18 protein-coding genes and 2 pseudogenes are annotated in these 23484 nt (G+C 35.6%); 14 read left to right on the forward strand and 6 right to left on the reverse strand.

All coding sequences use genetic code 11. The annotated features are described in order from the left end of the window. The first annotated feature begins 313 nt into the window (after positions 1-313). The 3 genes from F935_RS06055 to F935_RS06065 all read left to right on the forward strand — a co-directional run bounded on the left by F935_RS06055 (position 314) and on the right by F935_RS06065 (position 2753). Positions 314-868 carry a TetR/AcrR family transcriptional regulator gene (locus F935_RS06055; protein WP_016138100.1) on the forward strand — a complete coding sequence of 185 codons (555 nt, stop codon included), beginning with the start codon at positions 314-316 and terminating at the stop codon, positions 866-868. Between the two features lie 155 nt (positions 869-1023). Further along, positions 1024-1863, forward strand: a complete 840-nt coding sequence (locus tag F935_RS06060) for a 2OG-Fe dioxygenase family protein (protein WP_016138101.1) — start codon at positions 1024-1026, stop codon at positions 1861-1863. After that, positions 1860-2753, forward strand: coding sequence for a LysO family transporter (locus tag F935_RS06065; RefSeq protein WP_016138102.1), 894 nt, complete (start codon positions 1860-1862; stop codon positions 2751-2753). The genes F935_RS06060 and F935_RS06065 overlap by 4 nt, the downstream gene beginning before the upstream one ends. Positions 2754-2869: 116 nt before the next feature. Here F935_RS06065 and F935_RS06070 read toward each other — a convergent pair. Together F935_RS06070 and adeT1 are read right to left on the reverse strand one after the other, a co-directional pair. After that, positions 2870-3683 (reverse strand): annotated as a pseudogene (locus F935_RS06070) (alpha/beta hydrolase family protein). Between the two features lie 162 nt (positions 3684-3845). Then, positions 3846-4841 carry a putative multidrug efflux protein AdeT1 gene (adeT1, locus tag F935_RS06075; RefSeq protein ID WP_016138104.1) on the reverse strand — a complete coding sequence of 332 codons (996 nt, stop codon included), beginning with the start codon at positions 4839-4841 and terminating at the stop codon, positions 3846-3848. A gap of 495 nt (positions 4842-5336) precedes the next feature. On the opposite strand from adeT1, the gene F935_RS06080 reads away from it, so the two are divergent. The 4 genes from F935_RS06080 to F935_RS06095 all read left to right on the forward strand — a co-directional run bounded on the left by F935_RS06080 (position 5337) and on the right by F935_RS06095 (position 9471). Next, the gene (locus tag F935_RS06080) at positions 5337-7109 is read left to right on the forward strand and encodes an amidohydrolase (RefSeq protein WP_016138105.1); all 1773 of its coding nucleotides are present in this window, start codon (positions 5337-5339) and stop codon (positions 7107-7109) included. A 201-nt stretch (positions 7110-7310) separates the two neighbouring features. Next, positions 7311-8642 (forward strand): type II toxin-antitoxin system HipA family toxin, encoded by a 1332-nt coding sequence (locus tag F935_RS06085; protein ID WP_016138106.1) that lies wholly within the window; start codon positions 7311-7313, stop codon positions 8640-8642. Further along, the gene (locus tag F935_RS06090) at positions 8639-8947 is read left to right on the forward strand and encodes a helix-turn-helix domain-containing protein (protein ID WP_016138107.1); all 309 of its coding nucleotides are present in this window, start codon (positions 8639-8641) and stop codon (positions 8945-8947) included. Before F935_RS06085 ends, F935_RS06090 begins: the two co-directional genes overlap by 4 nt. 116 nt (positions 8948-9063) lie before the next feature. Then, the gene (locus tag F935_RS06095; protein ID WP_005305407.1) at positions 9064-9471 is read left to right on the forward strand and encodes a hypothetical protein; all 408 of its coding nucleotides are present in this window, start codon (positions 9064-9066) and stop codon (positions 9469-9471) included. 17 nt (positions 9472-9488) lie between these two features. Here F935_RS06095 and adeS read toward each other — a convergent pair whose 3' ends face one another. Both adeS and adeR read right to left on the reverse strand, forming a co-directional pair. Then, entirely contained in the window at positions 9489-10559 is a 1071-nt protein-coding gene (gene adeS / locus F935_RS06100; RefSeq protein WP_016138108.1) for a two-component sensor histidine kinase AdeS, read from the reverse strand. Between the two features lie 32 nt (positions 10560-10591). Beyond that, positions 10592-11335 (reverse strand): efflux system response regulator transcription factor AdeR, encoded by a 744-nt coding sequence (gene adeR, locus F935_RS06105; RefSeq protein ID WP_016138109.1) that lies wholly within the window; start codon positions 11333-11335, stop codon positions 10592-10594. A 144-nt stretch (positions 11336-11479) separates the two neighbouring features. Between adeR and F935_RS06110 the strand changes: the two genes are divergently transcribed. The 5 genes and pseudogenes from F935_RS06110 (at position 11480) to F935_RS06130 (ending at position 19999) form a co-directional block, all read left to right on the forward strand. Continuing rightward, positions 11480-12670, forward strand: a complete 1191-nt coding sequence (locus F935_RS06110; protein ID WP_016138110.1) for an efflux RND transporter periplasmic adaptor subunit — start codon at positions 11480-11482, stop codon at positions 12668-12670. Beyond that, the gene (gene adeB, locus F935_RS06115; RefSeq protein ID WP_016138111.1) at positions 12667-15774 is read left to right on the forward strand and encodes a multidrug efflux RND transporter permease subunit AdeB; all 3108 of its coding nucleotides are present in this window, start codon (positions 12667-12669) and stop codon (positions 15772-15774) included. Before F935_RS06110 ends, adeB begins: the two co-directional genes overlap by 4 nt. Positions 15775-15852: 78 nt before the next feature. Beyond that, positions 15853-17253, forward strand: coding sequence for a multidrug efflux RND transporter AdeABC outer membrane channel subunit AdeC (gene adeC, locus F935_RS06120; RefSeq protein WP_016138112.1), 1401 nt, complete (start codon positions 15853-15855; stop codon positions 17251-17253). Positions 17254-17950: 697 nt separating this feature from the next. Next, a pseudogene (locus F935_RS06125) lies at positions 17951-18505 on the forward strand (TetR/AcrR family transcriptional regulator). 189 nt (positions 18506-18694) lie between these two features. Next, positions 18695-19999, forward strand: a complete 1305-nt coding sequence (locus tag F935_RS06130) for an MFS transporter (protein WP_016138114.1) — start codon at positions 18695-18697, stop codon at positions 19997-19999. A gap of 378 nt (positions 20000-20377) precedes the next feature. Here the strand turns inward: F935_RS06130 and F935_RS06135 are convergent, their stop codons facing one another. Continuing rightward, positions 20378-20614, reverse strand: coding sequence for a VF530 family protein (locus F935_RS06135; RefSeq protein WP_016138115.1), 237 nt, complete (start codon positions 20612-20614; stop codon positions 20378-20380). A gap of 581 nt (positions 20615-21195) precedes the next feature. Beyond that, positions 21196-21447 carry a hypothetical protein gene (locus tag F935_RS06140; protein WP_016138116.1) on the reverse strand — a complete coding sequence of 84 codons (252 nt, stop codon included), beginning with the start codon at positions 21445-21447 and terminating at the stop codon, positions 21196-21198. A gap of 706 nt (positions 21448-22153) precedes the next feature. Here F935_RS06140 and F935_RS06145 point away from each other — a divergent pair. After that, positions 22154-22444: a hypothetical protein gene (locus F935_RS06145; protein WP_016138117.1), complete on the forward strand. Its 291-nt coding sequence runs from the start codon at positions 22154-22156 to the stop codon at positions 22442-22444. Positions 22445-22938: 494 nt separating this feature from the next. Further along, positions 22939-23472, forward strand: a complete 534-nt coding sequence (locus F935_RS06150) for a fimbrial protein (protein ID WP_016138118.1) — start codon at positions 22939-22941, stop codon at positions 23470-23472. Positions 23473-23484: the final 12 nt, after the last annotated feature.

A 23484-nucleotide genomic window follows, 5' to 3' on the forward strand; every position in this document is an offset into this window, starting at 1 on the left:
TCGTTCTGCCACCATAAATCTAATGTTTTGGCAGAACTCCATATATAAGGAGTTGGCTTTGCACATTCATCATTTCTTGGCAGCCATTGCCAAAAGCTATAACAACACAGCTTAAAACATTTAACGCAGCTTGATCGCCGTAAGGCTTTTTCAGGCTTTAGCTCGTTATTACTTAAAACTTAGCAACAATTAAAACTTGAGATGTGCTGCGCACAGTCTTTATGGCTTTGCTATGCCTTTTTTTCTCTCCTAAAAAGGCAGCGGTTTCTATATCTCATTTATATACAACAATAATTTTTATAACGGTAAAAATATGCCACATATAGATCTTCCATTTCGTGCTTTAAGCGTACTTCATTCAGCAAGATATTTATTTAACAAATACGGCTTTCATAATGTCGGCGTAGACCGAATTATTGAGGTGGCAAAAATCCCTAAAGCAACGTTTTATAATTATTTTCACTCAAAAGAACGTCTCATTGAAATGAGTCTAACCTTTCAAAAAGACGGCCTTAAACATGAGGTCATGTCGATTATTAAAGTTCAAAAAGAATTAACCTTAGTTGAAAAACTCCGCAAAATTTATTACTTACACGCCGACTTAGATGGGCTTTACCATTTGCCATTTAAAGCGATTTTTGAAATTGCTAAAACACATCCCAAGGCTTATCAGAGCGTAGTTGATTATCGAAATTGGTTGATTAATGAAATCTATAATTTGCTTTTAAAAAGCAATGAAAATGCCTCAAAACAAGATGCACACATGTTTTTGTTTGTGATTGATGGGGCAATGGTTCAGCTTTTAGATCCGAACAAACCAGATGAACGGAAGAGATTGCTTGAGTATTTTTTGTTGGGGTTTGGGTGAGGTGCAAATAATTTTGCGTAATTGAGCAGATGATTAAGTTCGGAATAACCATGAATACATATTTGAATTCTTATTTTTCATATTGAACAATACAGACAGATCTGTATAATTCCATCTCACATAATATAAATTAATAATATTTGAATGGGTAAAATATGGAAAACTTAGCATACTCAAACACAATAAATTCACAAGAGCTTTTAGATGGTAACTATCAAGATTCTTTTTTAGCTTTAAAAAGTTCGTTTGAAAAAAATGGCTTTTTACAATATAAGGCTGCTGAGGTGGATCCTGATTCAAAAAGAGTAATATTTGAAGAGTTTCAAATGTTAGAAAAAGATCAATTTGCCCCCTCAGATACCCAACGCTTTCGTCGCTATGGAAATGCTTTAATTTTGCCATGGGAAAAAGAGATAAAACCAATTTGGTTGCCTCCTGTAGCGAATGATAATGGCGAATATTTGTCAGGATATGACCAAGGAACTAACAACCCAGAACATAGCTCTATAAGATACTTTAATGCTTTAAGTGAAGAAGTAAAAAAGACTAAGTATTTAAATCAACTCGTTATTGATGATTACAAGTTAACATTTGGGCTAAATGATCATTATCTTCCTATTTATATTGGGGTACATTTTGTTAAATTAACGTCTAATTCAAGTGATATTTTAGGAATTAGTTCACCAGATTGTTTTCATCAGGATGGGGAGCCTTTTACTTTTGCTCACTTAATTAATCGTAGTAATAATATTATTGGAGGAGTTAATTATATAGCTCATCCAAGTGAGAGAAATAAGAGTTTAAAAGAAGTTAATGTTGAAAATATTTATAGTCATTTTACATTAAAAAATATTTCTGATAGTTTCGCTGTCCATGATTCCTCTGTATGCCACTATGTATCTCCAATTAAAAAAATTGAATCACAACAAGATGATTTAATTGGAGAAAGATGGATGATTTTAATTGATTATTCTCTAACGAAACAAAACATATGATAAATAGTCTTATATTTTCATTACTCCCTATCTTATTAGCTCTGCTTTCAGGATGGGGGGTGGGACAAGCCGCAAATAGCAATACTAGAGATAAATTAGTCAGCTATATCTCTATTCTAGTTTGGTTGCTTTTAATATCTATAGGTTTTCAATTTGGTAGTATTCTATTTGATAAGCAATTAGGTACTAAAGTAATTTTAGAATCTTTTGCTTATTCTACAATAATCACTTTGGTTACTTTTATCTTTTTATTTAAAAAGGTTAAAAATGTAAATGAACATAAAAAATCTTTATCTGAGATTTTTAAACCCATAAGAGAATGCCTGATCGCCATTTCTATGGTTGTTATTGGTATGGTCTTATATCTCTTATTGCCTAGCGGTTGGAGTAGCGAGGTTATAAGTAGTATTTTACTTTATATTTTAATTTTTTTAGTGGGAATTGATTTATCAACTATTAGAATTCAATCTTTAACTATTAATCACTTTAAGGTACCTCTAGTTACAATCCTCTCATTATTTGTCGCTGCTTATATAGCAAAATTTATTTTAGGCAAATCTTTTTTTGAACTTGTAGTTTTAGGTAGTGGGTTTGGATGGTTCTCTCTATCAGGACCATTAATAGGAAAGATATTGGGACCAGAACAGGGTACATTTGCTTTACTTACTGACTTAATCAGAGAGTTTTATGCCATAGGATTATTATATCTTCTTGGAAGAAATTACCCTAACCCCGTGATTGGGGTGTGTGGTGCTACAGCTATGGATTCAACACTGCCATTTGTAAAAAATAATTGTTCACAATTAGATGTTCAAATTGCTATTTTTAGTGGTTTTATCTTAACAGTACTAGCACCATTTTTTATCATATTCTTTTCAGTATTTATTTAAAAATATGATAAAAATTAGTTAGATATTTACTAGATTTTAATTAGTTTATAAATAAAATTTAGCCAGTAGTTAGACGATTGATATTGTCTCTGCTGGCTAAATTTTTTGAACCAATTTTACTTAATTTCCATATTCAAAGCATTTTCCAAAAATGAATCACTTTTGGTTTTCCATACATTAGCAGGCACAGGATGTTTGGCATCTTGTATAAGTTCTAATGTGTTTGGAATACCTCATAAGAGTAGGTGGATACTGAGACGAAATCGGTAATGATGATCTAGCTGCGGATGCAGTTTCTGTGTTTTTTTCAGCACTAATAGATTCATTTATTTCATTCATTACGTTTGACGGTAGCGTTCTAGTGTTAGAACTCCACTGAGCATACATACCTTTAAAATCATAAAACCCAGATACAAGAATCAAAGCGTTTATCTTGCCTGAGTTAGCTACAACATTTGCTATGGAAGCACCACAACTAATTCCAACCACTGCAACTTTGTTTGGGTCAACATGTGGTTGTGATCGAGCAAAATTAATGGCTTGTATAAGATTATTTTGTGATGCTTTACCACAAAAATCTGATTTTCCAGAGGACTCACCATATCCACTCATAGATACAGCAACACTGAAAAAGTTCTTTTTACTATATTCATTTAACAAGCCTGAGCGTACAAAGGCTTTTGAACCTTGTTTGTCTTTCTGAATGCCGTGTAAAAAGATAATTGCTGGATACTTTTTATCGGCTAAGAGGTCTGGTTCTTTCCAATAAATCTCAGTTGTTTGATTATTTGCGGTTAAAAGTTGATGCTGTGCTTGTTTGGTATAAATATATGGAAGAATAGATACACGAAAAAAGGCATAGAAGCCAATAACGAAAACTAAAGGAAGAATGTAGGAAAGGGCTATATTCTTTTTCTTGTTAGGAAGCATATAGAACTCTATTGTAGTTATTTATGATTGCGAGTGATTTTCTATCTGTTGAAATTTAAAATCAATATATAAATTTCTTAATTAAATAAACACGGATATCTCAACAACATCCGTGTCGGAAAATTGATTTAGATTAAAGATAAAAGAAGAAGTTTGCTTTATTTATTCATCGTTCAACGAACATTCAAAGTTACTTGGGTTTTCTTTACATCTTACTTTTTTCAAAAAATTCATCATTTTAGGGTCATAGATACCAGCCTTGGTTAGCTGTATGCGTGCCTCGCGCATCATTTTCATATAGTTTAATTGTTCATTTTTAGGAATATCCATCCAATATTTTGAAGGAATATCACTTTCATATTTGGCAATAATGCCAAACGTTCTATTTAATTGGCTGGCTACCCAAGTCCGCGACTTTTGCCCAAAACCTGCTGGAAACTGGTCTTTACGAATAATGAAGTTTGCTGAAATTTGAGTTAAAGGAAAACGAATGATTGCTCCTTTCTCACCTAAACCTTTGTGTAGTTCAAAAGGTTTAAATGCAACAATAGGAGCGGGAACAATATCAATTTCATGGTTGTTAAATTTTGCACCAGCATTGGTGACATCTACAGATACAGCCTGACCTCCAACATGTTGCACAAGCTTGGGTTGCGCTTCATCATATTTAAATACCCCAATTTTTTTACCCGCAGCCTTTGCGAGTGTATTTATGCTTCTATCATTTACAAATAAATAAGCAGGGCCAATTGTGCCTAAACCTGCAATTTCGTAAGGACCTACCACCATGTTTTTTGCGGCCATAGGTGAAGACAACAGCTTATAGGCACTAATCGCTGTTTTCATATTTGTTAGTGCGCCAACCGCATCCAAAGATCCTGTATATTTATTAAATTGACGGCCACGTAAACCGCTAATAATAGCGCCATCACATTTGCCGACTTTTAAATCTTCAGCCGCAACTCGTTCATCAACATATGCTTTTAAAGATATATCAGCTCCCCAATTTTTGGCTTCAAGTGCATAGTCTTTGGCTAAAGCGAAAGCGTCTCCTGATTTACCAATTGGGTCAAAAACACAGACGTCTTGTTGCTTGGCGTAAATAGTTGTTGTTAAACATGTGCTTGCAATAAATAAAATAGTTTTAAAACGATCCATATTTAATTATCCATTATTTAAATTATAAAAATTATTTTATAAATCTTGGTTAGATTAGATATGGCATTTCAATAAAAATTTTAAGTGAAAAAGTCAAAAGACAGCCTGGGTTCATGAAGTCATTTAATGATTTATTAGAATGTTTATTGTCCGATTTGCGGACAAAAATCTCATAAATCGGTATTTTCTCTATTCTTTTTATATCCTTAAATAAACTTAAAAATTAGTTTATCCATTCCACAATGGAGATTAATTTATGGAAATCTTAAAAACAAAAATTGCAATTATAAGCTCAGGGCTAACGAGCTTACCCAACACTGAAATAAAGATTTTTGCGAGTAGCGCAAGGTATCGTATAGACCTGTCTAAGTGTATCAAGAGTAACAAAACTGTAGGCAATGGATAGACCGCGGTACTCAAAGACTTGATGCAAACAGATCAACAAGAAGATTAGAAAACGATTATTAGAATTTAAATGTTTTTTTGGAGTTAACAATGAGATTTAAAAAAGGATTTTTAGCACTTAGCCTAGGTTTACTCTTTATAAACTTAGGATGTGCAAACAATGATAGTGATGACAATAATGCTGCTGCAAGTATTTATATTAATGGAAAAATTTATACGGCTAAAGATAAAGATTCCCTTCAACAAGCCATCGCAATTGCTCAGGATGGAACTATTATAAAAGTAGGTAGTAACGAAGAAATCAAAAAAATTGCAGATAGTAATACACAAGTTATCGATCTTGATAATAAAGTCTTAATGCCAGGTTTAATCGATAGCCATATTCATGCCTTGGCTTCTGGTGTAGAGGCGATATTAGCCACTATGGATAGCGGTGATACCACCATAGATATTTCTAAAGTTGAAGCAAAACTTAAACAATCTAGTTTGGATGGTACGGGAGTTGCTGGAGATGTCCTATTTTTAAATGGTTTGTCATCAGAATATTGGGAATTGGCTGACCAACTCTCAAATGTATTTAATAATAATGAATGGAAAGATCGTCCTATTGCTTTAGTGGGTAGTGACCATCATACGGCATGGGCAAACCAAGCACTCTTAAAAAAAGCAGGTATAGATGCAAACTTCATTCAGCAATTAAGCCCAGATGACCAGCAAAATGTTGCACACAATGAAAACTTTGAACCCACTGGATTTGTGATTGATTCTGGCTGGGATATGGTGAGTGATAAAATTCCATCTGTATCACATGATCTGCTTTATAAAGGCTCTAAAGAAGCAGTCAAATACTATAACAGTTTGGGTCTCACCGCGTGGATGGACATCGCTGCAAACGCCAGTCCAAATAAGGGAATTACCAATATTAAAAATACAGAGGAAACCCTAGGGATGATTCCAATGTATAAAGAATTATCTCAAAAAGGAGAGTTAACAGCACGAGTTTCTGGGTTACATGTCATTAACTCAAAAAGTACGCCGCAAGTTTTTAACATCATTGAGTCAATCAATAGTAAATATAAAAACATAGATAACTTTAATTTAGTGGGTGTGAAAGTATTCGCTGATGGCGTATTAGAGATTCCAGCCCAATCGGCTGCATTACTTGGTCGGTACTCTAATAGTAACAAACAAGGCACTTTGTTATTTGACCCAAATACTTTTAAGTTAGTTGTTGATGAAGCAGATAAGCGAAATATGATTGTTCATATTCACGCTGTTGGAGATAGAGCTGTACAGGAATCTTTAAACGCCTTTGAGTATGCTCGCTCAAAACGTCAGAGCAAGGTCCCTCATAGTATTACCCATCTACAGCTCGTAGACCCTAAAGACTACAAGCGCTTTAAACAAAACAATGTGATTGCATCGATGCAATTGGCATGGGCCTATGAAGACAGTTTTAACAAAGAACTGGTAAAACCTTATATCGATGCAACTTCTTATAAGGGCATGTACCCAGCCCACTCGCTGTTAGTAAACGGTGCAACCATTGCTGGCGCAAGTGATGCTCCTGTTTCAACAGCCAATCCTTTTGTTGCCATGGCGACTGCAATCACCAGAAAAGGAAGTGAAGGCGAGGTTTTAAACCCAGCAGAAGCCATTGATCGAGATACAGTCTTTAAGGCCTATACGATTAATTCGGCTAAAGCACTTTATTTAGATAAAAGCATCGGCACGCTCGAACCGGGCAAAAAAGCCGATATGATTTTAGTGGATAGAGACATTTTTAATGTTTCGCCTGAACAGTTGGCTGAAACCAAAGTGGTGTGGACCATTTTTAATGGGAAGAAAGTTTATCAGCAATAATCTAGTTTAGGCTTCGGGTGGGCTGAAGAAAAATCAGCTCACTTTATACAGCAGGATTGCTAAAATTCGATTTATTTTATAAAGATCACAATGAGCAAAATTTTGCTCAATAGTAATATGGATTAAAGTATATTGAGCAAATATATTCACAAAAATTCTTTTTTGTAGTATTTTTGAGAAAATAATTGCTCATTTATCTCAATGAAAAAATTAACGATACAAGCACTACTTGATGCGAGCTGGTTAGATATAGCAGAACTAAAACTGTTAGAGTCTAAACAGGGTTCGGCTAGTGCAAGTGAATTAGAATATGAATTGGAATATGCAATTCAACATTTAGACAAGCGTGATGAGCACGCCTGTAGTTTATCACTTCCTGTACAAATACTTATAAAACATGAATCGAGCACATGGTTTGGTTTTTTAGATGATATCGTTCCTTCTGGTGCTGCACGACGTTATTGGGTGAGTTATCTAGACTTACAACGTTTAACTCATGCAGAGCAAGATAGTATCTTATTAGAAAAAGGGGGTATTGCTCCTGTTGGTAATTTACGGATTAAAGAAGCACTTCCACCTATAAATCCTGACTCAACCTTACACTTACGTTATTTCAGTAAGGAAGATGTGGCTGATCGTAATGTTGATTTCCTTGAGTACGCTCAGCAAATGGGTGCGATTAGCGGTGGTGCAACTGGTGCCGGTGGAGAAGCGCCCAAATTACTTATTCGTGTTTCGCCCGATCAAAAAGTCTGGATTGATACATACCAAGAAAATTTCGATCAACCAGATCAACATTATTTAGTTAAATTCCCAAGAAATAAACGCAGTGAAATTGATTGCGACATTGTCAGAGCTGAATATTATTACTATCAAATACTCAACGAATTAGGTTTTGATACGATTGAGACAACTCAAATGAAGCTCATTGAAGGTACAAAGTATCCTTCTTTGTGGCTTCCAAGATTTGACACAGAATGGCGTAATCAACAGTGGCACCGTCATGGTTTGGAATCTGTTTATTCGGTACTAAATAAGTCTTCAGGTAGCCATCTTAATCATTTTGAAGTTATAGAGAATCTATGTAATTTACTGACTCACATCAATTCAGATTTTGATGCTTCACAATTCATCTGTGAGTGGTTACAAAGAGATTTGCTTAATATTATTTTCGGTAATTCAGACAATCATGGTCGTAACACATCTTTTCTAAAAAAATCAGGAAAAATTTCTCTTTCTCCTATTTATGATTTTGCACCCATGAAAGCCGATCCAGAAGTAGTGATTAGATCGACTACGTGGGGAAGTCCTTATGAAGAAGGTGGTGAGTATCGTTGGGCTCAAATTACCCAAAAACTTGCACCTTGGTGTGATCCTGATTTGTCTATAGGTGCATTAAAATCATTGGCCACTAATCTGGTTGGACTAAAACAACGCTTAATCGATAAAGGTGTACCTAAACAGATTATTGAAATGCCAGCACTTTCATTTGACTATATAGAAGCTAAATTGAAAAGATGGGAGCTGTTATGAATATGAAAAATCAGACTCAAGATCGTCAGCAAGTTCTCATCGATTTATATAAACAATATTTATTTAATGAAATTACGCTTGGGCAATTGTTGACGTATTTGCGAAAGAACGTATTGAATTTATCCCAAGAACAATATGCTGCTTTGGTTGGAATAAGTCGTCGGACTTTAACTGATATTGAGCAGGATAAAGGTAAACTTACTCAATCTGTGTTAGATAAAGTATTTAAGCCGCTTGGTTTAAAAGCAGGGCTTGTACCGACACATGAACATATTGTTGGTAAAATTATAAAACCATCTGAGTAGTTAACTATATCTTTCTATAAATTATTTTAAATATAGAGAACTCTTAAAAACTTTTACTCAGTAAAGAAAAAAATGAGTAACATGAAACCTTAGAAGATTTATCACACATAACATCTATGAAGAAAAACTCAAAGCTTGACCAAGATAAACTCTTTATTAAATTGTTATTTAAGTCTAACTCTGAAGTGACGGAGGATGAAATTGAGTACTATCGAAAATATCCTGATCAGATCGATCAAGTCACAGCTCCCCTAAACATTCATAAAATATTCTTGTGGGCTGGTGCTTTATTGGGCGTTATCGTGGTGGCCATAGCTAAATTTCTTAAATTTTCTGGCACCTTAGATTTCCTATCTGAAGGCGTATTAGAGTTTGTTATAGATATTATTTATGAAACGGGCATTGCTTTAATTGGAGCCGCAGCTACAGCCTTTATGCTGGGTGTTTTATTGAATAAGCAACAAGAAAATGCTACAAAATGGCGTGAAGAAATTCGTAGAAGAGTAAAAGAGAGTGAAGAATAAATTTATAACTCAGCGTTTTACTTATCCATTAAAATTTTTATAGTGAAAGTGCTTTTTGAGCCATGATTGCTATAGTGAATAGAACCTTTAAGCGCAATCACAATCGCATGTACAACAGCTAATCCCAAACCTGTGCCACCAAACTCTTTATTTCTTGACTCTTCTAATCTAAAAAAGGGTTTAAACAGATCATCTTGGAACTCAGTTGCAATACCGGGGCCTTCATCTTCAATTTTTAATATCCAGTTGTCTGCAACCACTTCTGAAGAGATTTTAAGTTTTCCTGCATTTGAATAACGAATTGAGTTATCAATTAAGGCAATTAAGACTTGCTCAATACGGCGACGATCACAAAATACAGGAGTTGTGGTTAAATCAAGTTCTGGCTTTAAGTTTGCTTGCTCTAAGCGGTCTTCAAAGGCCTTGAGAACTTTTTCAATCACAGACTTAAAGTCTAATAATTCATAATTTAATCTTAACTGTTGATTCTCAACTAAACTTATTGTTCGTAAGTCTTCTACTAAGTGAGATAAACCTTCAACTTGATTTAAGAGGCTTTTAAATAGAATTTCATCAGGCTTAAAAACGCCGTCGATTATACCTTGTAGGCGGCCTTGTAAAATTGTGATTGGAGTTCTTAATTCATGAGCGATGGCAGCATTCCAAACCTGTGCGTTTTCCACAGAGACTTCTAGTTTTTGAGCCATGTCATTAAAATTGTGTAAAAGCTCGGACATTTCAGCTGAGTGAATTCTGTTGTCATAAGCTCTAGCAGAGAGATCGCCCTGACTAATTTTTTTGGCTGCTTCGGCTAAGAAATTAATGGGTAGAATAAAGCGTTTTGCGAGATGCATGCCAATCACAAGTGAAATCAGACAGCCACAGAAAATGACGGCAGACATCCAAATCCAATCTATGAAATGAAATTCTGTCCAATCCTCTTGTAGGGTATCTAAAGTCAGCCAACCTTTTTCGATGGCAAAGTTATAAATGAAATAACCTAATAAAACTGAAAACAGGGTAACGCTTAAATTAACAATACTGAAAGCAATAAAAAGCTGCTTACTGATTCCTAACTTACTTTTCATAAAATATTTCCTAGCCATATTTTTAATATTATTTAGACGTCATCTTTTACAGCTAGTGGATTATCGAGTCGATATCCTACGCCACGCACATTAACTAACATGTGGAGTATTCCTTGTTCTTCTAGTTTTTTTCTAAGCTTACTCACATGGCTATCTACAGTTCGTTCTAGAGCATCACTATCGTTCATGCAATGATTCATAAGTTCACCACGGGTAAAGACTTTGTGGGGCTGATCGATCATGAAGGAAATAATTTTATATTCAGTCAGAGTGAGATTAAGCAATATTTTCTTATTTTGAGAATGCAGATAAACACTATGCGTATCTGTATCAATTTCAATATCTTTGTAGACCTTATTTTTATGAGATGTCTTATTTGTTAATTGAGTGCGTCTTAAGACTGCCTGAACTCTAGCGATCACTTCATTAGGGTTAAATGGTTTTACAACAAAGTCATCTGCACCAATTCGTAATGCCATGACCTTATCAATATCTTGATCTAGTGCTGTTAGCATAATCACGGGCGTTTGAGCTTTTTGGCGTATTTTATTTAACACTTCCCAGCCGTTAAGCTCAGGTAATTTAATATCCAGTAAAATTAAATCAATGGGTTGGCTAGAGTGCAATTCAATCGCTTGCTTCCCATTCATAGCACGAATAACCGTCATTCCTTCACGTTTCAAGTAATTTTCAATAATGTCACCAATATCGTAATCGTCCTCGACAACGAGGATAACTTTATCGTGACAATCAAAAGAAAAAGAACGATCAAACATAGAAATTTGGCTAGATAAAATATTTCAAATCATCATACGCTAAATTATCAGTATTTCTCCACAGTTACTCCACACTTTAGTGACGATCGCTACACACTCATCAAAAATAATGTCAGCATCGAAAACTCACTTGGTTTGGACAGTATGCAAAAGCATCTTTTACTTCCTTTATTTTTATCTATTGGGCTGATATTACAGGGGTGTGGTTCAAAAGAAGCGGCTCAAGCTGAGCCAGCACCAGCGAAAGTAAGTGTATTAAGCATTCAATCGCAATCAGTTAATTTTAGTGAAAATCTTCCTGCACGTGTGCATGCATTCCGTACTGCTGAAATACGGCCACAAGTCGGAGGAATTATTGAAAGAGTTTTATTTAAACAAGGTAGTGAAGTTAGAGCAGGGCAAGCTTTATATAAAATTAATTCAGAAACTTTTGAAGCAGATGTAAATAGCAATAGAGCTTCACTCAATAAAGCTGAGGCAGAGGTTACGAGACTAAAAGTTCAGTTAGATCGTTACGAACAACTCTTACCAAGTAATGCAATTAGTAAGCAAGAAGTGAGTAATGCTCAAGCTCAATATCGTCAGGCGCTTGCTGATGTCGCGCAAATGAAAGCTTTGCTCACCAGACAAAATTTGAATCTGCAATATGCAACTGTTCGAGCGCCGATCTCGGGTCGTATCGGGCAATCTTTTGTCACTGAAGGCGCATTGGTTGGTCAAGGCGATACGAACACCATGGCCACAATCCAACAGATTGATAAAGTCTACGTCGATGTAAAGCAATCAATTAGTGAATATGAGCGTCTACAAGCAGCTTTAAAAACTGGTGAGTTGTCTGCAAACAGTGAAAAAACTGTGCGTATTTCTAATAGCCAAGGACAACAATATAACGTCACAGCAAAAATGCTGTTTGAAGATATTAATGTTGACCCTGAAACGGGTGATGTGACTTTCCGTATTGAAGTAAATAATACCGAGAGAGAATTACTTCCTGGTATGTATGTGCGAGTCAATATTGACCGAGCTTCTATTCCACAAGCCTTATTAGTTCCAGCTCAAGCGATTCAACGCAATATCAATGGTGAACCTCAGGTATATGTGATTAATCCAAAAGGATTGGCTGAAGTTCGTCCTATTGAAATTGGACAGCAATATGAACAGTACTATATCGCCAACAAAGGCTTAAAAGTCGGTGACAAAATCGTTGTTGAAGGCGTTGAACGTATCAAGCCAAATCAAAAACTAGCAATGACGATCTGGAAAAAGCCTGCATCAGAAAATAATGCTTCAAATGTAGAAACAAAACCGTCTACAAATCAAGGAGCTCAACCATGATGTCTCAATTTTTTATTCGACGTCCTGTTTTTGCATGGGTCATCGCAATTTTCATTATATTGTTTGGATTACTTAGTATTCCAAAACTGCCAATTGCTCGTTTCCCTAGTGTAGCTCCGCCTCAAGTCAACATTAGTGCGACTTATCCGGGAGCAACTGCCAAAACGATTAACGATAGTGTTGTTACCTTAATTGAGCGAGAGCTATCGGGTGTAAAAAATCTACTTTATTATAGTGCGACAACGGATACTTCGGGCACAGCAGAAATTTCTGCAACCTTCAAACCGGGTACAGATATCGAAATGGCTCAGGTTGATGTCCAGAATAAAATCAAGAGTATTGAATCACGGTTACCACAGGTTGTACGTCAGCAAGGTTTACAGGTTGAAGCCTCATCTTCAGGTTTCTTGATGCTGGTCGGTATTAACTCGCCTAATGGACAATATTCAGAAGTAGATTTAAGTGATTATCTGGTTCGAAATGTCGTAGAAGAACTAAAGCGTGTTGAAGGCGTTGGTAAAGTCCAATCTTTCGGGGCAGAGAAAGCTTTACGCATTTGGGTCGATCCAAATAAATTGGTTTCCTATGGTTTATCAATTAGCGATGTAAACAATGCAATTCGTGAAAATAATGTTGAAATTGCACCGGGGCGCCTAGGCGATTTACCTGCAAATAAAGGTCAACTGATTACGATTCCATTGTCAGCGCAAGGTCAGCTATCAAGTGTTGAGCAATTTAGAAATATCAGCTTAAAAAGCAAAACCAACGGAAGTATAATTCGTCTATCCGATGTCGCAAATGTTGAAATTGGATCACAAGCCTACAACTTTGCTATTTTAGAAAATGGTAAACCCGCTACCGCTGCTGCAATCCAGTTAAGCCCGGGTGCTAACGCCGTAAAAACAGCGGAAGGTATTAAAGCAAAAATTGAAGAATTAAAGTTGAACTTACCAGAGGGTATGCAGTTTAGTATTCCTTACGACACCGCGCCGTTTGTTAAAATTTCAATTGAAAAGGTAATTCATACATTACTTGAAGCGATGGTTCTGGTTTTTATTGTGATGTATTTATTCTTACACAATGTACGCTATACGCTTATTCCTGCGATTGTTGCACCTATTGCATTACTCGGTACTTTTACCGTGATGTTGCTTGCTGGCTTTTCGATTAACGTGCTCACCATGTTCGGTATGGTGCTTGCCATCGGGATTATTGTCGACGATGCGATTGTCGTCGTTGAAAACGTCGAAAGGATTATGGCGACCGAGGGATTAAATCCTAAAGAAGCGACCTTTAAGGCAATGAAAGAGATTACCAGTCCTATTATTGGTATTACCTTGGTATTGTCTGCTGTATTTTTACCAATGGCTTTTACGAGTGGTTCAGTCGGAATCATTTATAAACAATTTACACTGACCATGTCCGTGTCTATTTTATTCTCGGCTTTGTTGGCACTCATTTTAACACCTGCACTTTGTGCAACCATTTTAAAACCTATTGATGGCCATCATCAGAAGAAAGGCTTCTTTGCATGGTTTGATCGTAGCTTTGATAAAGTGACGAAAAAGTATGAACTGATGCTACTTAAAATCATCAAGCATACTGTTCCAGTGATGATGATCTTTGTGGTGATTACAGGCATTACTTTTGCTGGAATGAAGTATTGGCCAACAGCATTTATGCCAGAGGAAGATCAAGGCTGGTTTATGACATCTTTCCAGTTACCATCAGATGCAACGGCAGCGCGTACACGAAATGTAGTGAGTGAATTTGAAAACTCCCTTAAAAATAATCCAGATGTCAAAAGTAATACGACGATTATGGGATGGGGTTTTAGTGGTGCAGGACAAAACGTAGGTGTTGCTTTCACGACCTTAAAAGATTTCAACGAGCGAACTTCTTCGGCAACTGAAATGACAAATGCAGTCAATGCATCAATGGCGAACAGTTCGGAAGGTGAAACAATGGCGGTTCTTCCACCTGCTATTGATGAACTGGGTACATTCTCAGGCTTTAGTTTACGTTTACAAGATCGTGCGAACTTAGGTATGCCTGCATTATTGGCTGCTCAAGACCAACTTATGCAGATGGCTGCCAAGAACAAAAAGTTCTATATGGTGTGGAATGAAGGTTTACCACAAGGCGACAATATTTCTTTAAAAATTGACCGTGAAAAGCTTAATACCCTTGGTGTTAAATTCTCAGACGTTTCAGACATCATTTCAACCTCAATGGGTTCAATGTATATCAATGACTTCCCAAATCAGGGTCGTATGCAACAAGTGATTGTACAGGTTGAAGCTAAATCACGTATGCAACTCAAAGATATCTTGAACTTGAAAGTGATGGGTTCAAGCGGCCAATTGGTTTCTTTGTCTGAAGTAGTAACACCTCAATGGAACAAAGCGCCGCAACAATATAACCGTTACAACGGACGACCATCTTTAAGTATTGCCGGTATTCCTAGCTTCGATACATCTTCAGGCGTGGCAATGCGTGAAATGGAACAGTTGATTGCTAAGTTGCCTAAAGGTATTGGCTATGAATGGACTGGTATTTCTCTACAAGAAAAGCAGTCTGAATCTCAAATGGCCTTTTTACTTGGTTTATCAATGTTAGTGGTGTTTCTTGTGTTGGCTGCACTCTATGAAAGCTGGGCGATTCCACTATCTGTGATGTTGGTTGTTCCACTTGGTATTTTTGGTGCAATCATTGCCATTATGTCGAGAGGTCTAATGAATGATGTGTTCTTCAAAATTGGACTCATTACGATTATTGGTCTATCCGCAAAGAACGCCATCTTGATTGTTGAGTTTGCAAAAATGCTTAAAGAGGAAGGCATGAGTTTGATTGAAGCCACAGTTGCAGCAGCTAAACTTCGTTTACGACCAATCTTGATGACTTCTCTTGCTTTTACATGCGGTGTAATTCCTCTTGTGATTGCAACAGGTGCGAGTTCTGAGACTCAACATGCATTAGGTACTGGTGTATTTGGGGGCATGATCTCGGCAACGATTCTGGCTATTTTCTTTGTTCCCGTGTTCTTTATCTTCATTTTGGGCGCCGTGGAAAAGCTAACTTCTAAGAAAAAAATCTCATCTTAAGTTAAATGCGTCAGGGGAAATACTTAATTTCCTCTGATGCATCCTATGCTCAACTCATTTTATTATTTGGAGAATACTATGTCGAAAGCGGCAATCGTATCTCGTGGAATCGTTGTTTCGGCACTTTCTGTTGCACTCGTCGCATGTGTAAATATGCAAGCACCACAGCCGACAGCGATTTCTCATATTCCTCAAAATTTTGCTCAGAATTCTTTAGGAACCACCATTGCGGAGAAAAGTTATAAAGAGTTTATTTCTGACCCTAAATTATTACAGGTCATTGAAATCGGCCTAAACAATAATCGGGATTTACGGACTGCTACGCTTAATATTGAGCGCGTACAGCAACAATACCAAATCACAAAAAATAGTCAGCTCCCGACCATTGGCGTAACGGGAAATGCAGTACGACAGGTTAGCCCATCTATTAACCCCAACAACCCAGTTTCTACATTTCAAGTGGGCTTAGGAATGACGGCCTATGAACTAGACTTTTGGGGCCGTGTTCAAAATTTAAAAGATGCTGCATTAAATAACTATCTTGCAACTCAAAGCGCCAAAGAAGCTGTGCAAATTGGTTTAATCAGTAACATCACGCAGGTCTGGTTAAATTATGCTTTTGCACAAGCAAATTTAAACCTTGCCGAGCAGACTTTAAAAGCACAAGTCGATGCTTATGAGCTTAACAAGAAGCGCTTTGATGTCGGAATTGATAGTGAAGTACCATTAAAACAAGCACAAATTTCGGTAGAGACTGCTAGAAACGATGTTGCAACTTATAAGACCCAAATTCTACAGGCAAAAAATCTACTAGATTTGTTAGCAGGTTCTCCTGTTCCTCAAAACTTACTTCCAAATGATTCAATTAAAAATATTACCCTTGAGAAAAATTTTGCAGCGGGTTTACCAAGTGATTTGTTAAATCATCGTCCTGATCTTAAAGCGGCTGAATATAGCTTACGAGCGGCAGGAGCAAATATTGGTGCTGCGAAGGCGCGAATGTTCCCAACCATAAGCCTTACTGGTTCTACAGGTTATGCATCGACTGAACTTAAAGATTTATTTAAGTCGGGGAATTTTGCATGGTCAATTGGCCCAAGCGTTGATCTACCAATTTTTGATTGGGGAGCAAGAAAGGCGGGTATCAAAATTGCTGAAATAGACCAAAAAGTTGCTTTATCAGAATATGAAAAGTCTATTCAAACAGCCTTTAAAGAAGTGAATGATGCTCTTGCTACACATGCACATATTGAAGAACGTCTAGATGCACAGCGCCGTTTAGTCTCTGCCACCTCCGCAACATATAAACTTTCAATGGCGCGTTATAAAGCTGGAGTTGATAGTTATTTTACGGTTTTGGATGCACAACGTTCTGCGTATGCAGCACAGCAAGGCTTACTGGCACTTGAACAGGTAAAATTAAATAACCAGATTGAAATTTATAAAGTTTTAGGAGGGGGATTATCTAAAGAATCATAATAATTGTAATTCATATTTCTAGTTGAAGCTTGTTCCAATCTCTTAAATCAGCGCAAATGAAAAAAGAGTGTCTTCAACTAGAAAACTTAAAAAAACAAAATGATTATTCAATTTTACTTAAGACTTTCCTTAATTATGTAATTAAATGAAAAACAATAATTAATTAAATAATTTCTAGCCAATTTCACATTGACACCTTAATTTTTGAAGATTACCATTTGCCTGCTGGCCACATTGCCAGTCGGTCGTCGCAGACCGCATAATAACTCCCGCATCAGAGCCATTCCTTCTGAGGAACAGCCTTGTGTGGTGAACTACTCGTTCCCTCCCGTAGCGGTAGGACGGGAGAGGGACACCTTCGGGTGTGCTAGTTTGAGTTATTACTAGTCTGCGAACCCTCTTCCGTTCTGCCACCATATTTAAAATGTCTGGCAGAACTCCCTATAGAAGGAGTTGGCTTTGCACATTCATTATTTCTTGGCAGTCCTTGCCAAAAGCTATAACGACACAACTTAAAAATTTAAATTAGCTTGATCACCCAAAGGTTTTCAGGCTTTAAGTCATTACGGCTCAAAAAACTTGCATCAACAATAAAACTTGAGATGTGCCAAGCACAGTCTTACGGCTTTGCTATGCCTTTTTTTCTCCCAGAAAAGTATCTCTTTTAGAAACAACAAGAATTTATAATGGTAAAACTATGTCAAATTTAGAAATCTCTTCCAAAAAATTACAGGTTATTCGTACGGCGATACGCTTATTTACCAGCCATGGTTTTCACACAGCGGGAATAGACCTGATTGTGAAAGACTCTGAAATAACCAAAACCACTTTTTATAACTACTTTCAATCAAAAGAGCGCCTGATTGAAATGTGTATCGCCTTTCAAAAGAGAGTCCTTAAAGAAGAAGTACTGTCAATTATTTACTCAAACCGTTACTACACTTCAAGCGACAAACTCAAAGAAATTGTGCGCTTACATGTCTGTACTAATAGCCTGTATCACTTATTACTCAAAGCCATATTTGAAATTAAACTCATTTATTCGCAAGGTTATCGCATGGCGATTGAATATTGAAAATGGTTACTTCATGAGATTTTTGATCTGGTTTTTAGTCTAGAAATTTGTGCAATAAAACCCGATGCCAACATGGTGTTAAACCTAATGGATGGCTTAATGATGCAGTTTCTAAGTTCCAATAGTTTGCAAGAAAGAGATGTCATGCTAGAGCTGTTTTTTAAAACAAACATTTGAATATAAAAGAATATTTTAAAAATATGGTGTGATGAGTAGACCATACGTGCTATGCGATAAATCAAAAAATAATCTTTTGACTTTGTGGGGATAATATTGTTATTTTGTTTTACGTTATTCGTAAATTAATTATGAGTGGCGTAATTAAAATGAGAATAATTGAAAGCGCAACATGGAGAAAGGATGACCATGAAAGAAGTTGCATTAAGTGATTTGATCAATCAGCAGAAAGTTGGGCGTTATCAGAAATTTATTTTGTTCACCTGTTTATTGCTGATGATTATGGATGGATATGACATTCAATCTATGGCTTACGCAGCCCCAATGATTATTGAAGAATGGGGCGTTCATAAAACCATGTTAGGCGTGGTGTTTAGCGCCAGCTTATTTGGTTTGTTTGTTGGATCATTTTTATTAAGTTCACTTTCCGATCGTTTTGGCCGCCGCCCAATCCTACTGATCTCAACCTTTATGTTCTCCATATTGATGCTGGTCACACCACATGTCGGCAATATTGAGCAATTGACGGCAATCCGCTTTGTTACAGGAATTTTTTTAGGAGGTATCATGCCAAATGTCATGGCTTATAGCTCCGAAATTGTTCCATATAAATCTCGTATTTTCACCATGATGGTCATTTCTTGTGGTTATACGGTCGGGGCAATGTTGGGAGGAGGCATATCCGCCTTATTAGTTCCTTGGGGAGGATGGCAGGCGATTTTCTATTTTGGTGGTATTGTTCCTTTAATTATTTTCTTTATCACGTTCTTTAAGCTGCCAGAGTCTTTATACTTTTTAAGTGAAAATAGCAAAAATACGCCCAAAATTTTATTTTGGTTAAAGAAATTTTATCCTGCATTAACCTTCAATTCAGAGATAAAAATCATCAATACTAATGAACTTCAGGTAAAGAAGTCACCGCTTGAGTTATTTAAAAATAAGCGTGCGTTTTTTACCTATTCCATCTGGATAATCAGTATTTTAAATATGATCAGTCTCTATTTTCTGGCGAACTGGCTACCGACTTTGTCTAAAGAGTCTGGGCTGTCATTAAATCAGGCATTGATGATCGGCTCTACTCTACAATTAGGCGGTACGATTGGTAGTATCGTGATGGGCCTTAAAATCGATAAGACTGGATTTTATAAAGTATTAATTCCTGTTTTTTTAGTTGCAGTGATTAGTGTTGCTTTAATTGGCTATGCTGTTAGCCATATCGTTTTATTATTTGTCATCATTTTTATTGCTGGCTTTGCAATTGTTGGTGGGCAACCTGCCATTAATGCGCTGTCTGCGAGTTATTACCCAGTTTCACTTCGTACCACTGGGGTGGGCTGGAGTATTGGGATTGCCCGTTTGGGTTCGGTCATTGGTCCGTTATTTGGTGGTTATCTTTCTCAATTTTTGGTCATTACCCATTTATTTGTGATTGCTGCAATCCCTTCGTTGTTCGTTATTATCATGCTGATGATTCAGGCTAAGTATCGGTCATAACGCTATTTATAAGTGAATGAGCGGGAGAATTTGCTTGAGCATTTCTTACTGCTATTGGTGGTGTGAGAGTCTAGAGGACTCTCAAATCTAAAAACTTGATGTGCCAAGCTAGTCGATCAGATTGTTACATCTCTAGATATTTTTTCAAATAGTGGCGTGATCAATAATCTAATCTGCTTGGCTAATGATGTCTAGATTATGTTCAATAACGATTTACTTAGAGTACTAAAATAATAACTTATAAAATATTTGGTTTATGAACTTAGCTATGAATACATATTTTTCTACTAAAAAGGTCTTAAGAATAGACTAAATTTGTCTAGAAAAGTGGTGGCAGCCCACCACTAATTAAAATGCTGAGGCTAGATTTTTTGATAGCTACGATTTCTGTTTGGCTTTTTGCCGTAAGACATACAAATATAAGCTTTCTACTTTTTCACGTGCCCATGGTGTGGTACGTAAGAATCGCAATGATGATTTAACACTTGGATCTATGGAAAAGCATCTAATTTCAATTTTACGATTTAAGCCTTCAAATCCACCGTAGTAATCCAATAATTCATCCAAAATGTCAGCAAGTTTTTTGCCGTGTAAAGGGTCATTGGAGGCATTCATAATAGATCAACAATATTTTGGGAGTCCATTATTATAACCTGAGCTAGTTGGAATCCAAAGAATAGCTGTACACACGTACTATATCAGTTTTTCTAAGCCTGTAAAGGGTGTTTTGAAAATTTAATTATAAATTTCAATAAGATATAAAATATTCTGCGTATTGCAATTTAGCCTAAGCAAATTAATAACTTTAGTAGCCAGAAGGTGATTTAGCAAAAGAAATCTTTATGGCAGCCAGTAAAATTGGTAAATAGCTTAAGCATTCTAGCTAGGGAAAACATAAAGGTGTAATGACATTTTTAAAAGCTGCCTAGAGAATTATTCTGGCTAAGATTAGAAATAGGGTTAGCCAATTTAAGTCGTTAAGCGCGCTAAGGGCTAGTAAGTTGCTTGAGCAACAGATACCACGCTGCGAATTTACTGTATTAAAGAATCAACGGCGTAGCAGCAACGTAGAAAAGAATCAACGGCGTAGCAGCAACGTAGAGTAGCCAGAGCTTTATACATGGTAGGTTTTTACATATCTTATTTAACATAATATACATTATACGAAGTGTTATATTAGTAAGACTTTGATACTATTAAGCTTTTAGCTCTGGTGCTTTCTTTTCTTCTAGCTGTAACGCCTTACCATCACCACTAGTACGATAAAAAATATTGCTGTCGATTGATGACAACGTCACTGGAATAAAGATTTCTTTATGCAGATAACATTTATAAAACTCAACTAAATGATGATGTTGCTCATCAAGTTTTACTGCCTGTGAACAGGAAATAATTTCCTCAAGTCCAAGGTCAAATTTCTGTGCCTCTAGAATTAGACGAATATCCATTGTGCCTTTGTTCCCACCACGTGCATCTACCTTGAGTAATTTGCCTTTAATGAAAGACGTTATCTTTGAATACTACTTACTAGCCTTTTCTCTAGCTTATATTTCAACTCAATATAGTAGTTTGATTTTGAAAAATCGTCTGTATTTATATTCCAAGAAGAATTTCAAAAAAAGTCTCAAAAATTAAAATCGCAAACCATGTCTCAATATTTTAAAATACTGTGATTGGTTTTAATTTATTTATTGTGCATTAATTATATTTGATAAATAAATGTGATTCATTTTTATTGTGAAAATAAAATGTAAAATTAATCACATTTTAAATAAAATTGGTATCTTTATTCTCTGTAATTATTTTGAAATATTGGTACTAAAATCATAGAAAATAAATTACATATTTATTAAATATTTAACTGTATATTATTTGATCTTTTAAATTTTATTATATTTTGCATTACAGATTAACCTTTAAATTTAAATAAATATCAATAACTTAATTTAATTTTAATGGTTTTATAGGCATTGTGATTATTATATTAAATTATAATATTTTAAGAGTTTTAACTATTAGGTTATTTAAATTGATTAATGTGATTTACATCACGCGGAAATTAATAATTTTTATTGGTTTAAACTTAATGATTGTTTTTGAATTAAAAATAATGTATCAAATATATATAAACTATTTTATAAATAGGTATATAAAATGAAAAATAATATTTTTAAACTTCTTGTTTTGATGGTCATTTCCACTTCCCCACTATTTTGTTATGCAAATAACACAATAGTGCTAAGAGGAAATATTGTTGAAGATACATGTTCAACAGAACATAGCGAGATTGAATGTGTTGAGGTAAATAATTTAAATATTAAACTTGATAGTGAATATTTAAACAAAAATAGTCTTTCTAACTTAGCTCAACATACTGAGAAAATGGACACTAGTATTGAAAATATAGGTTCTAACCGTAAAGTTGTGGTTATTAACTATCATTAACTTAATTTAGGCACAGCATATGAGGCTGTTCCTACAATAAGCATGATTAAAGAGTGATTTGTCGAACTCATCGCACTTTTTGATGAGTTAAAGGATGAGTCACTCTTTTTTTATAAAAAATGACTATTTGTAGGTTTTCTCTATATACATGTACATAATTTATTCTATATAATTGTATTCAAAGAATTTAAGCTTATTTCTCACATAAATTGTTTAATTCTTTTCTATTTACATCGTGTTCTTATGTAACTTGCTTATTTCTGCGGTTCCGCATTTTGAAAAATAAAAAAACTTTTATAAACAGCTATATAGCCTGTAAAAGGCAGTCTTGAAGCATTTATTTCAAGTGTGATTTAATTTTTATTATGAAAAAATAATGTGATCTAGTTTGCATTTTGTTTAAGAAGTGTTAAGATCGCCGCATTACTTTTCAAGACGTCAAACACTGGAAAAGTAAGAAAATAAACTTTTATCCAGACTTTTGAGAAAACACTATGAAAAAACTTGCTTTGATTGCTGCTCTTTCGGTTGTAGGAATTGCGAATGCTCAAGCTGCTGATGGTACAATTACAATTAATGGTTTAGTTACTGACAAAACTTGTGACATCGTTACTCCAGCTGGTAAAGACTTCACAGTTACTCTTCCAACTGTTTCTAAGCAAACTTTAGCTGTTGCTGGGGATGTTGCTGGTCGTACTCCTTTCCAAATTAAATTAGCTAACTGTTCTGAAGGTAAAGTAGCTACTTACTTCGAACCAGGTGCTAATGTTGACTTTAATACTGGTCGTTTACTTAACAAAGACGCTACTGGTGCTAAAAACGTTAACGTTCAACTTTTAGGTAGCAACAACAACTTCATCCCAGTTCTTGCTGCTGGTGCAAATGGTGCTCAATCTAACTCTCAATGGGTTGACGTAGCTGCAGCTGGTAGCGCAGACCTTAACTACTATGCTGAATACTATGCAACTGGCGCTTCTACTGCTGGTAAAGTAAACACTTCTGTTCAATACACAATTATTTATCAATAATTGATGGATGAG

The organism is Acinetobacter calcoaceticus ANC 3811, from assembly GCF_000399665.1.
GTDB classification, from domain to species: Bacteria; Pseudomonadota; Gammaproteobacteria; order Pseudomonadales; family Moraxellaceae; genus Acinetobacter; species Acinetobacter calcoaceticus_B.

Coding starts and splice junctions, on each gene's coding strand:
- F935_RS06055 (WP_016138100.1), top strand. CDS start 314: ATGCCACATATAGATCTTCCATTTCGTGCTTTAAGCGTACTTCATTCA.
- F935_RS06060 (WP_016138101.1), top strand. CDS start 1,024: ATGGAAAACTTAGCATACTCAAACACAATAAATTCACAAGAGCTTTTA.
- F935_RS06065 (WP_016138102.1), top strand. CDS start 1,860: ATGATAAATAGTCTTATATTTTCATTACTCCCTATCTTATTAGCTCTG.
- adeT1 (WP_016138104.1), bottom strand. CDS start 4,841: ATGGATCGTTTTAAAACTATTTTATTTATTGCAAGCACATGTTTAACA.
- F935_RS06080 (WP_016138105.1), top strand. CDS start 5,337: ATGAGATTTAAAAAAGGATTTTTAGCACTTAGCCTAGGTTTACTCTTT.
- F935_RS06085 (WP_016138106.1), top strand. CDS start 7,311: ATGAAAAAATTAACGATACAAGCACTACTTGATGCGAGCTGGTTAGAT.
- F935_RS06090 (WP_016138107.1), top strand. CDS start 8,639: ATGAATATGAAAAATCAGACTCAAGATCGTCAGCAAGTTCTCATCGAT.
- F935_RS06095 (WP_005305407.1), top strand. CDS start 9,064: ATGAAGAAAAACTCAAAGCTTGACCAAGATAAACTCTTTATTAAATTG.
- adeS (WP_016138108.1), bottom strand. CDS start 10,559: ATGAAAAGTAAGTTAGGAATCAGTAAGCAGCTTTTTATTGCTTTCAGT.
- adeR (WP_016138109.1), bottom strand. CDS start 11,335: ATGTTTGATCGTTCTTTTTCTTTTGATTGTCACGATAAAGTTATCCTC.
- F935_RS06110 (WP_016138110.1), top strand. CDS start 11,480: ATGCAAAAGCATCTTTTACTTCCTTTATTTTTATCTATTGGGCTGATA.
- adeB (WP_016138111.1), top strand. CDS start 12,667: ATGATGTCTCAATTTTTTATTCGACGTCCTGTTTTTGCATGGGTCATC.
- adeC (WP_016138112.1), top strand. CDS start 15,853: ATGTCGAAAGCGGCAATCGTATCTCGTGGAATCGTTGTTTCGGCACTT.
- F935_RS06130 (WP_016138114.1), top strand. CDS start 18,695: ATGAAAGAAGTTGCATTAAGTGATTTGATCAATCAGCAGAAAGTTGGG.
- F935_RS06135 (WP_016138115.1), bottom strand. CDS start 20,614: ATGAATGCCTCCAATGACCCTTTACACGGCAAAAAACTTGCTGACATT.
- F935_RS06140 (WP_016138116.1), bottom strand. CDS start 21,447: ATGGATATTCGTCTAATTCTAGAGGCACAGAAATTTGACCTTGGACTT.
- F935_RS06145 (WP_016138117.1), top strand. CDS start 22,154: ATGAAAAATAATATTTTTAAACTTCTTGTTTTGATGGTCATTTCCACT.
- F935_RS06150 (WP_016138118.1), top strand. CDS start 22,939: ATGAAAAAACTTGCTTTGATTGCTGCTCTTTCGGTTGTAGGAATTGCG.